The organism is Streptomyces sp. SAS_272, from assembly GCF_052543235.1.
Window position 1 is genome coordinate 1 of sequence record NZ_JBMNDR010000152.1, and the last position, 11686, is coordinate 11686.

Annotated in this window: 4 protein-coding genes and 1 pseudogene; all 5 read right to left on the bottom strand. The window is 74.0% G+C overall.

Features of this window, described 5'->3' with window-relative positions; translation table 11 throughout:
• The coding region (locus tag ACN6LD_RS40935; protein WP_445045810.1) for a beta-ketoacyl [acyl carrier protein] synthase domain-containing protein at positions 1 to 927 on the bottom strand (927 nt) is incomplete at its 3' end.
• Between the two features lie 11 nt (positions 928 to 938).
• A pseudogene (locus ACN6LD_RS40940) lies at positions 939 to 4103 on the bottom strand (type I polyketide synthase); the annotation flags it as partial.
• A 29-nt stretch (positions 4104 to 4132) separates the two neighbouring features.
• Complete coding sequence (locus tag ACN6LD_RS40945) at positions 4133 to 7282, bottom strand: non-ribosomal peptide synthetase (protein WP_445045811.1); 3150 nt, start codon at positions 7280 to 7282, stop codon at positions 4133 to 4135.
• Positions 7283 to 7353: 71 nt separating this feature from the next.
• Complete coding sequence (locus tag ACN6LD_RS40950) at positions 7354 to 8181, bottom strand: hypothetical protein (protein ID WP_319197866.1); 828 nt, start codon at positions 8179 to 8181, stop codon at positions 7354 to 7356.
• Between the two features lie 145 nt (positions 8182 to 8326).
• On the bottom strand, positions 8327 to 11686 hold a 3360-nt coding region (locus ACN6LD_RS40955), incomplete at its 5' end, for a type I polyketide synthase (protein WP_445045812.1).

Below are 11686 nucleotides of genomic sequence, written 5' to 3' on the forward strand. Positions count from 1 at the left end.
CGAGAGCCCCGCATCCGCATACGCACGACGCAGCACCTCCTCCTGACCCGCCGCAGAAGGAACCGTCAGACCCTCGCCGCCGCCGTCGTTGGTGACCGCGCCGCCCGCGATCACACACACCACGTCGTCGCCGTCCGCCACCGCGTCCGACAACCGCTTCACCACCACGAGGCCACCCCCCTCGCCCCGCACATAACCCTCCGCCCGCTCGTCGAAGACGAAGGCACGCCCCTGCGGCGACAACCCCCCGAACTTCGAGACGGTCACCTGTGACTCCGGGGCGAGGATCAGGTTGACGCCGCCGGCCAGGGCCCACTCCACGTCTCCGCGGGCCAGTGCCTGGCAGGCCTGGTGGACGGCGACCAGCGCGGACGACTGGCCCGAGTCCACTGTGAGCGAGGGGCCGGTGAGGCCCAGCAGGTAGGAGACGCGGTTGGCGATGACGCTGCGGGCCAGCCCGGTCGAGGTGAAGGTGCCGACGGCTTCCACACCGGCCTGGCGCACCAGGGTCGCGTAGTCGTCGGCCATCGCGCCGACGAACACGCCGGCGCGGCTGCCCCGCAGGCGGTCCGGGACCGTCCCGGCGTTCTCGAGCGCTTCCCAGGCCAGTTCCAGGACGAGGCGCTGCTGGGGGTCCATCGCCGTGGCCTCCCGCGGCGAGATCCCGAAGAACCGCGCGTCGAACCCGTCGACCCGGTCGAGGAATCCGCCGCGCCGGGCCACGGCGCGGCCGGGGGCCGAGGGGTCGTCGCTCCAGAACGCGTCGGCGTTCCAGCGGTCCGCGGGGACGTCCCGGACGGCGTCGCGGCCCTCGGTCAGCAGCTTCCAGAACTGTCCCGGCCCGTGCACTCCTCCTGGCAGGCGGCAGGAGATGCCGACCACGGCCACGGCGTTTTCCCCGAACGACTGGTGCGACGTGTTCGACATGAAAGGCAGCCTCAATCCGTACTCATCAGCGCGTGCGCGTGGCCGGCTATCGCTTCGAATGTGGGGTGGTCGTAGACGACCGTGGGGGGCAGGTCGACTCCGGTCGCCTGGGTCACCTTGTTGCGCAGGTCGACCGCCATGAGGGAGGTGAATCCCAGGTCGAGCAGCGGTGTTCCGAGCGGGACGGTGTCGGCCGAGTCGGCGCCCATGACCTCCGCGGCGGCTTCCACGACGCAGGTGAGGATCAGCGCGTGCCGGTCGGCGGGCGCCGCCGCCGCGAGGCGGGCGGCCCATGTCTCGTCGCCGTCCGGGTCCTGGTCGGTGGCGGGGGCCTGGGGTGCGGGGCCGCGCGCGGTTCGGGGCGTGGCCGGGGTCACCTCGTCGAGCCAGTAGCGGCGCCGCTGGAAGGGGTAGGTGGGCAGTTCGGCGCGGGCGACCGTCTGGCCGTCGTGCTGCGCGGACCAGTCGACGGCCGCGCCGCGCACGTGGAGCCGTGCGAGCGCGGCCAGGAACGCCTCGGGTCCGCTCTGGTCGCGGCGGGAGAGGGCGACGGCGTCGCCGGGCGCGCCGTCGAGGCATTCGGCGACCATCGGCGTCAGCACGCTGTCGGGGCCGGCTTCGACGAAGGCGGTGACGCCGTGGGCGGTGAGCCGGCGGACGCCGGTGGCGAAGCGGACGGGTTCGCGGACGTGGCGTACCCAGTATTCGGGGGTGAGGAGCGCTTGGGGGGACGTCTCGCCGGTGAGGTGGGAGACGATGGGCAGGTGCGGCCGGTGGTAGGACAGTTCCTTGGCGACGCGGTGGAAGTCGTCGAGCATGGCGTCCATGTGCGGTGAGTGGAAGGCGTGGCTGACCTGGAGTCGTTTGGTCCGCCTGCCGTGTTCGCGCCAGTGGGCGTCGAGTTCCTGTACGGCGGCGGTGTCGCCGGAGACGACGACGGAGGCGGGGCCGTTCTCGGCGGCCAGCGCGATCTCGTGTTCGCGGCCGGCCAGCAGGGGTTGCAGTTCGGCGGGGGTGGCCTGCACGGCGAGCATCGCGCCGCCTTCGGGCAGTGCCTGCATGAGCCGTCCTCTGGCGGCGACCAGCCGGGCGGCGTCCGTCAGTGTCCAGACGCCCGCGACGTGCGCGGCGGTGAGTTCGCCGATGGAGTGTCCGGCGACGAAGCCGGGGGTGACGCCGAACCGTTCGAGGAGGCGGTACAGGGCGACCTCGACGGCGAAGACGCCGGCCTGGGTGTAGGCGGTGCGGTTGATCAGGTCCTGGGGTTGCGCGGTGGCGAACAGGACGTCGCGCAGGGGTAGTTCGAGGTGCGGGTCCAGTGCGGCGCAGGCCGTGTCGAGGGCGTCGGCGAAGGCGGGGAAGCGCTCGTACAGGTCGCGGCCCATGCCGGGGCGTTGGGATCCCTGTCCGGAGAAGAGCACCGCGCAGGGGGATGCGGCGGCTGTGTCGGGGGCGCCGCGCACGGTGTGCGGGGCGCCGGAGCCGCGGGCGAGTTTGTCCAGGCCCTCGAGGAGGGCGTCGCGGCGGGGTGCGATGAGTACGGCCCGGTGGTCGAAGAGGGTGCGGCTGGTGACGAGGGCGTGGGCGACGTCGCCGGTCGGCAGGCCGGGGCGGGCCGTGAGGTGTGCGGCGAGCCGTGCCGCTTGTGCGCGCAGGGCCTTGGGGGTGTGTGCGGAGAGGGGGACGGCGAAGGCCGTCTCGGGGGCTGTCGTGCCCGGTGCTGTCGTCTCGGGGGCTGTCTCGCCGGTGGCCGGCGTGCCGGGTGCGGCCCGGCCGCGGGTCTGGGTGTCGGCGGCGGCCGTCGTCTCGGGGGCCTCTTCGACGATGACGTGGGCGTTGGTGCCGCTGATGCCGAACGAGGAGACGCCCGCGCGCCGGGGGCGGTCGGTGCGGGGCCAGTCGACGGGCTCCTGCAGCAGCCTTACGGGGGTGGACGTCCAGTCGATGTGCGGTGTCGGCCGTTCGGCGTGCAGGGTCTTGGGCAGGACGCCGTGGCGCATCGCCATGACCATCTTGATGACGCCGCCGATCCCGGCGGCGGCCTGGCTGTGGCCGATGTTGGATTTCAGCGAGCCCAGGTGCAGGGGTCGTTCGGGGTCGCGTCCCGTCCCGTAGACGCTCTGGATGGCGTGGCCTTCGATGGGGTCGCCGAGGGTGGTGGCGGTGCCGTGGGCCTCCACGGCGTCGATGTCGTGGGGGGTGAGGCGGGCGTCGGCGAGCGCGTCGCGGATGACTCGTTCCTGGGAGGGGCCGTGGGGGGCGGTGAGGCCGTTGCTGGCGCCGTCCTGGTTGACGGCGCTGCCCCGCAGGACGGCCAGGACGGGTCGTGCGGCGCGGACCGCGTCGCTGAGGCGTTCCAGGTAGAGCACGCCGACGCCCTCGGCCCAGCCGGTGCCGTCGGCGTCGGCGGAGAACGAGCGGCAGCGGCCGTCGGCGCTGAGGCCGCGCTGGCGGGCGAACTCGGTGAAGACGGTGGGGGTGGCCATCACGGTGACGCCGCCGGCGAGGGCGGCGGTGCATTCGCCGCGGCGCAGGGCCTGGCAGGCGAGGTGGAGGGCGACCAGCGACGACGAGCAGGCGGTGTCGACGGTGAGGGCGGGGCCCTGCAGGCCCAGGGAGTACGAGATGCGTCCGGAGGCGACGCTGGCCGCGCTGCCGCTGCCGATGTAGCCCTCGTAGCCGTCGGGGACGGGGCGCAGGCGTGCGCCGTAGTCGTTGTACATGACGCCGACGAAGACGCCGGTGCGGCTGCCGTGCAGGGTGCGCGGGTCGAGGCCGGCGCGTTCCACGGCTTCCCAGCTGTGCTCCAGCAGGAGCCGTTGCTGGGGGTCGATGGTGAGGGCTTCCTTGGGGGTGATGCCGAACAGCGGGGCGTCGAAGGAGGCTGCGTCGGGCAGGAATGCGCCGTTGCGGGTGTAGCAGGTGCCCGGGGTGTCCGGGTGGGGGTCGTAGAGCGCGTCGAGGTCCCAGCCCCGGTCGGTGGGGAAGTCTCCGACGGCGTCGGCGCCGGTGTCGACGAGGCGCCAGAGGTCGTCGGGGGTGGCGACCGCGCCGGGGTAGGCGCAGCCGATGCCGACGACGGCGATCGGTTCGTGTGCGGCGTCGTCGAGTTCCTGGACGCGGCGGCGTGCCTCGCGCAGGTCGACGGTCATCCGCTTGAGGTAGTCGAGGAGTCTGGCCTCGTCGCCGGTGGGTGCGGGCGTCGTCACGGGGTCGGTTCCTCTCCGCGGGCCCGGCGTACGCGTGCGGCCAGGCGGGCCGGGGTGGGGTCCGCGTACAGGTCGGTCATGGCGAGGGGGGTGGCGAGGCTGTCCTCGACGCGCTGGACGAGTTGGGCGCCGAGCAGGGAGTGGCCGCCGTGGGCGAAGAAGTTGGCGTCGGCGTCGACGTCTGTGCGTTCCAGCAGTTCCCGCCACAGGGCGACGAGTTCGGCGACGAGGGTGTCGCCGCCGTACGGGTCGGCGCCGGCGGTTTCGGCGCGTCGGGTGCGGTGCTGGCGGGCGAGGCGTTCGAGGGCGAGGTAGTCGGTCTTGTGGCTGACGGTCGAGGGGAAGGAGTCGACGACGATGAACTCCTGTGGCACGCAGGAGCCGGGCAGGGTGGCCCGGGCGTGCTCCCAGAGTCGGTCGGCGACGGTGTCGGGGGCGGCGGCGGTCTGGACGAAGGCGACCAGGAGGGGTCCGGCGCCGGCTTCGTCGACGACGACGGCGGCGCCCTGGACGTCGGGGTGTTCGAGGAGGACGGCTTCGACCTCGCCGAGTTCGATGCGGTTGCCGCGCAGTTTCACCTGGCGGTCGATGCGGCCGTGCAGGGCGACGGTGCCGTCGGGCCGCCAGCAGGCGAGGTCGCCGGTGCGGTAGAACAGGCCGAGTTTGAGGTGGCTGCCGAAGCGGTCCATGGTCAGTTCGGGCCGGTTGTGGTAGCCGAGGGCGACGCCGCTGCCGGCGATGCAGAGTTCGCCGCGTACGCCCAGGGGCAGTTCGCGGCCTTCGGCGTCGGTGATGAACAGGTGGGTGTTGGCCATGGGGGCGCCGATGTCGACGGTCGCGGCGCCGGGCGGGATGTCGCCGCAGGTCGAGTAGATCGTCGTCTCGGTCGGCCCGTACATGTTGATCAGGCGGCAGCCGGTGGCGGTGATCCTGCGGGCCAGTGCGGGCGGCATGGGTTCGCCGCCGGTGATGGCGCGCAGGGGGGCGAGGAGGTCGCCGGCTTCGTCGGCGATGAGGTTCCAGGTGGTGGGGGTGGCCTGGATGATGCCGACGCGGTGGCGTCGCAGGACGTCGAGGAGGGTGCGGCCGTCTCTGCGGGCGGCGTCGGGCGCGACGGCGACGCGGGCGCCCGCGATGAGCGGCACGAACAGTTCCAGGGCGGAGATGTCGAAGGTGAAGGTGGTCAGCCAGAGCATGACGTCGTCGGCGGTGGGGGCGATCTCCCGCTCGAAGTGGGTGATGGCGTTGGCCAGTCCGCGGTGGGTGAGGATGGTGCCCTTGGGCTTGCCGGTCGATCCTGAGGTGTAGATCAGGTAGGCGGTGTCGCCGGGGGCGGGGGCGGCGGCGAGGTCGTCGTCGTGGGGGGTCTCGGTGTCGGGGGGTGCGGCGACGGCCGCCATGGGGTGGACGCGGACGCCGTCGTCGGCGGCGTGGGAGGTGTCGAAGTCGGGGGCGGCGAGGACGGTCCGGGTGCCGGAGTCCTGCAGGAGGTAGGCGGTGCGCTGGGCGGGGTGGTCGGGGTCGAGCGGCAGGTAGGCGGCGCCGGCGAGCCAGGTGCCCAGGACGGCCGCGGCCAGTTCGGGGCTGCGGCGTCCGCCGAGGGCCACGATGTCGCCCGGCCGGGTGCCGGCCGTCCGCAGCACGTCGCGGTCGGCGAGGGCGGTGTGCCACAACTGGCTGTAGGTGACGGTGCGTTCGCCGTCCTCGAAGGCGACGGCGTGCGGGGTGCGGCGGGCGGTGCGGGCGATGGCCTCCAGGACGGTGGCGGGCACGACCTCGGTGGAGGTGTCGTTGGCGGCGTCGATGACGGCGTGGTCGCGTGCGCCGAAGAGGGACAGTTCCCCCATGGGCCGGTCGGGGTTGTCGCCGACGGCGACGAGGAGGGCGTCGAAGCGCTCCAGGAGGAGTTCGGTGTCGGTGCGGCTGAGGATCTCGGTGTAGTGGACGCCGCGGATGGTGAGTCGTTCGGGTGAGGAGAGGAAGAAGAACTCCAGGTCGAACTTGCTGTAGCCGTTCTCGACGAGGAGGCGTCGGGCGGTGGCGCCGTCGAGTTCGAAGGTCGTCGGCCCCACGTCGGGGACGTAGTTGAACAGGTGCCGGAAGAGGGTGTTGCGCCAGGTGCTGCCGGTGTGCTGGATTTCGGGGAGGAGGACGTCGACGGGTACGTCGGCGTGGCTGATCGCGCCGAAGAACGCTTCGCGGGCCTGGCCGGCGAGGTCCCGGAACCCGGCGTCGAGGTCGACGCGGGCCCGCAGCGGGAGGGTGTTGACGTGGTAGCCGACGGCGTCGGCGCAGGCGGCGGGGCGCACGTTGGCGGGTGATCCGACGACGAGGTCGGGGCCGGCGCCGTGGCGGGCGAGCAGCAGGTAGTAGGCGGCGAGCAGGATGACCGCTTCCGGGGCGCGCAGTTCCTTCTGCAGGCGGCGGACCGCGTCCCGGGCGGCGTCGGAGAGCGTGTGCAGGACGCAGTCGCCGGTGAGGGTCGGGTCGGGGCGGTCGTCCGTGCCGCAGTTCAGGCCGAGCGCGGTGGGGTCGAAGTCGCGCAGGTGGTGGCGCCAGTAGGCGAGGCTCTGCGGGGAGGGGGGCGAGGAGTTGAGGGCGGGCCGGGGCTCGCTGAGGTCGTCGGGCACGGCGAGGCCGGCGGCGACGGCCTCGTAGACGCGGGTGAACTCGGTCAGGAGGATCTCGGCGGACACGGTGTCGAAGACGATGTGGTGGACGACGAGGCAGAAGACGTCGCCGTCGGGGCCCTGGAAGTGGCCGGCCCGCACCAGGGGCCGGCCGTTGAAGGCGAAGGGGCGGGCGACGAGCTGGGCGACGGCGGCTTCGGCGCCGCCGTCATCGGTGGGCCGGGTGTCGACGGGGACGGCGAACCGGTCGGCGCCGACGGTCTGCTTGACCAGGGCGCCGTCGGCGTCGTGGAACACGGTGCGCAGGCTCTCGTGCCGGGCGAGCAGGGCGTCGAGGGTCTGCTGGAGCTCCCACTCCCCCAGCGGCTCGTTCGTGGAGAACACCAGGGACAGGTTGTTGACGGCTCCGGACGGGACGAGCTTCTCCAGCAGCCACAGCGCCTGCTCCTTGCGGGTGGCCGCGGTCAGGGCGGCACGGGCCGGGCCGTTCGCTTGCGTACGCGTGGTGGTGGTCATGTCCGGATTCCTTCTGTGACCTGGAAAGGGAGGGGGCGCGGGTGGCCGTTGCGGGCGCTGCGGCGGCGGGGTCAGGCGGCGAGGAGCCGGGAGACCGTCCGGGCGATCTCGGGCGTCGAGAGGATCTCCACGTGCGGCACCGTGAAGAAGATCTCCTCGGCCACGAGGTCGTCGCCGTGGTCGGGGTTGAGCATGCGGAAGCCGTTGAGGCCGCTGGTGGGGGTGGCGGAGGTGATGGCGGTGCACTTCTTCCAGACGGCGGTCGGGTCGATCTGCTCGGCGGTGGACAGGTAGCTGAGGAAGCCGCCCGCCGTCTCGACCATCTCGGCGCGGCGCCGTTCGTCCAGGCCGAGCTTGGCGCAGGCCTTCTGGGCGATGCCGTGGTAGAGGAGCAGCAGCCGGCGGGCCAGGTCGGTGAGGCTGGTGCACTCTTCCTGGGCGCGCTGGGCGGCGTCCTGGACGGGGCCGACCTCGGCCGCGCCGAGGGTCGACTCCATCTGGCCGACGGCCTTGTGGAACTGCCAGTACATGGGTGCGGCGGCGGCCCGCTCCGGGTCGAAGAGGACGGTCTGCGGGAAGTGGCCCTGGAGCCGCTCGATCTCCTCGGCCAGGGCGGCGGCGTAGGTCCCGCCCGCGCAGAACGCGAGGATCGCCCTGACGCGTTTGCCGCTGGTGGCGACCTCGTCGACCCACTGCTTGATGTAGGCGTCGGCGGGCAGGTCGGGGCGGGAGGCGACGGCCTGCGGCAGCGTCTCCCACACGGTGTGGCCCGGCTCGAGCAGCGGCACGAAGTCGCTGAAACGGGCCTCGCCGCGGCCGGTGGCGTCGAAGTCGACGGCGAGGACGACGTCGTCGGCGGCGCCGCTGCTGAGCTGCTTCCAGGTGGTGAGGGTGTTCATGGGGTTTCCGTTCTGTCGGTGTCTTCGGTTCCTGCCGGTGTCTTCGGTTTCTGCCGGTGTCTTCGGTTCCTGCCGGTGTCTTCGGTTCTTGCCGGTGTCTTCGGTTCCTGCCGGTGCTGGAGGGGGTCGGTGGGGCGGCCCGCGGTCAGCGCGACAGCCCGCCGAACTCCTTGTCGATCAGGTCGAAGAGGTCGGCGGCGGAGGCGGACTCGATGCGGTCGGCGCCGTCGTCGGCGTCGTCAGGCGCGCCGTCGCGGGCCGGCGTCGACCACAGGGCGAGCAGGTTCGCCATGCGGTCGGCGACGGCGCGGCGCAGGTCCTCGTCGTCGGCGGGGCTCGCCAGGGCGGCCTCGAGGCGGTCGAGTTCGGCGAGCTGGGGCGGCTGCGCGGCGGCCGGTTCGAGCTTGCGGAGCAGATACCCGGCGAGCGCGTTGGGGGTGGGGTGGTCGAAGGCGAGGGTGACGGGCAGGGCGAGTCCGGTGAGCGCGCAGAGCCGTTTGCGTAGTTCGCCTCCGGTGAGGGAGTCGAATCCCGCGGTCTTGAAGGCGAGGTCGTCGTCGACGCGGGAGGCGTCGTCGTGTCCCAGGACGGCGGCGACGGTGGTGCGGATCAGGTCGAGGACGGCCTTCTCCTGCTGGGGCCGTTCCAGGCCTGAAAGGCGCCGGGCCAGTTCCGTGGCGTCGGCCGAGGGTGCGGCGGCGCGGCGTGCGGTGTGCGGCGCCAGGCCGCGCAGCCGGTGGGCGAGGGTGCCGTCGGCGGCGCGGGCGTGCAGCGCCGCCGGGTCGAACCGGGCGGCGACCAGGAGGGGTTCGTCGGTGGCGAGCGCGGCGTCGAGGAGCGCGAGGCCGTCGGCGGCGGTCAGCGGCAGCAGGCCGCCGTGGGCGGCGCGGGCCAGGGCCGTCGCGTCGAGGCCGGTGGCGAGGCCGGCGCCCGCCCTCTCCTGGCTGTCGCCCCACAGGCCCCAGGCCAGGGAGGTGGCGGGCAGGCCGAGGGCGTGGCGGTGGTGGGCGAGGGCGTCGAGGAAGGTGTTGGCGGCGGCGTAGTTGGCCTGTCCCGCGTTGCCCGCCTGCCCGGCGAGGGAGGAGAACAGGACGAACGCGGCCAGGTCCTGGCGCGCGGTCAGCTCGTGCAGGTACCAGGCGCCGTCGGCCTTGGGGCGCCACACCGTGTCGAAGCGCTCGCGGTCGAGGGAGGCGATGACGCCGTCGTCGAGGACGCCCGCGGCGTGCACGACGGCCGTGAGCGGGTGGCGGGCGGGCACGCCGTCCACCAGCCGGGCGAGGGCGTCGCGGTCGCAGGTGTCGCAGGCGGTGACGGTGACGGTGGCTCCCAGGCCGGTGAGTTCGGCGGCGAGCTCGGCGGCGCCGGGGGCGTCGGGGCCGCGGCGGCCGGTGAGCAGCAGACGCCGGACGCCGTGGTGGGTGACCAGGTGCCGGGCGACCAGCGCGCCGAGGGCGCCGGTGCCGCCGGTGACGAGGACGGTGCCGTCCGGGTCGAGGGCGGCCGGCCGCGTGCGCGGGCCGGCGGGCCGGGTGCGCAGCCGCGGCACGTGTGCGGTGCCCCGCCGCAGGAGCAGCTCGGGCTCGCCGGCGGCGAGGGCGGCGGGCAGGGCCCGCAGCGAGGCGGCGTCGTCGTCGGTGTCCAGGACGGCCGTGCGCCCGGGGTGCTCGGAGCCGGCGGCCCGCAGCAGCCCCCACAAAGGCGCCGCGGCGAGGTCCGCCGGGTGCGGGTCGCGGCCGGGCGCGGGTTCCGCGCCGTGCGCGAGGACGGCCAGGGCGCTGTCCGCGAGGAGTTCGTCGGCCAGCAGTTCCTGTACGAGGGTGAGGGTCCGGTAGGTCTCGGCTGCTGCCCGGGTCGGGTCGCTCACGTCGTGCGGGCTCGTCAGGACGGTGCGCGGAGCGGGCCGTCCGGCGGCCACCGAGGCGCTGAGCGCCGCGATGTCGGGGTAGGGCTCGTCGCGCAGCCCCAGGGCGGCGGCGAGGCCCGCCGGGTCGTCGCCGACCCAGACGGCGGTGAGGGGGAATGCGCCGTCGGGGGCGGGGAGTTGCATCTCGTTCCAGGTCAGGGTGTGCAGCGGGAGCCGGTCGGTGCGCAGCGCTTCGATCCTGGCCGGGTCGATCTCGCGGACGGTGAGGGTGTCGACGGCGCCCAGCGGGGTTCCGTCGGGGGCGGCCAGGACGAGACGCACGGTGTCCTCGCCGGTGGGCGTCAGCGCGACCCGCAGCCGCGCAGCAGCGGCGGGGGTGGCGGGCGGTAGGGACACGCCGTCCCAGGAGTAGGGGATGCGCAGGGGGAGGCCGCCGTCGGGGGCGGCGTCGAGCGCGGCGACGATCAGCGGGTGCAGGGCGGCGTCGAGGAGCGCCGGGTGCAGGGTGTGTCCTGTGGGGTCGGTTCCGGGCGCCAACTCGACGTCCGCGTACAGCCGTTCGCCGTGCTGCCACAGAGCGGTCAGCCCCTGGAAGGCGGGCCCGTACAGGTAGCCGCGGGCGGCGAGCCGGTCGTAGGCGGCTGTGAGGTCGACGGGTGTGGCGCCCGGCGGCGGCCAGGCGGCGAGGGCTTCGACGTCGGGGGCGCCGGCGGTGGGTGCGGCGGCGGCGGGTGCGGCGGCGGCGAGTGTGGCGGTCGCGTGCAGCGTCCATGGCGTGTCGCGGTCCGCGGGGGGCTCGGCGCCGGCCGGCTCGGGCCGTGTGTGGACGGTGAGTTCGCGGTGTCCGTCGGCGTCGGCTGCCCCGACGGTCGCCTGCAGGAGCACGGCGCCGTCGGGCGGGAGGGCGAGCGGTGCGTGCAGTACGAGGTCGTCGGCGCGGGTTGCGGCGACGGTGTGCGCGGCGTGCAGTGCGAGGTCGACGAACGCGGCGCCGGGCAGCAGCACGGTCCCTGCGACGGTGTGGTCGGCCAGCCATGGGTGGTCGGCCAGGGACAGCCGTCCGGTGAACACCGTGCCGTCGGCGCCGGCGAGTTCCATCACCGCGCCGAGCAGGGGGTGTCCGGCGGCGGTGAGGCCGGCGGCCGACACGTCGCCGGGACGGCCGGCGGACTCGAGCCAGTAGCGGGCGTGCTGGAAGGCGTAGGTGGGCAGGCCGACCGGCGCCGTGGTGTGCGCGGGCGGGAGGAGGGGCGTGAAGTCGACGGGAACGCCGTGGCTGAAGGCGATGCCCAGGGAGCGGGCGAAGCGTTCCATGCCGCCCTCGTCACGCCGCAACGACGGCACCGCCACCGCCGCATCCGCGCCCAACGCGTCGAACGTCTCCTGCAACCCCACCGTCAGCACCGGATGAGCGCTGCACTCCACGAACGCCGTGAACCCCTCCGCCAGCAACCGCCGCGCCGCACCCTCGAACTCCACCGTCTCCCGCAGATTGCGATACCAGTACCCCCCGTCCAACAAAGCGTCCACCACCACCTCACCCGACACCGTCGAATACAACGGCACCACCGGAACCCGCGCCACCACCGGCCCCAACACCCGCGCCAACTCCCCCTCGAGCACCTCCACATGAGGCGA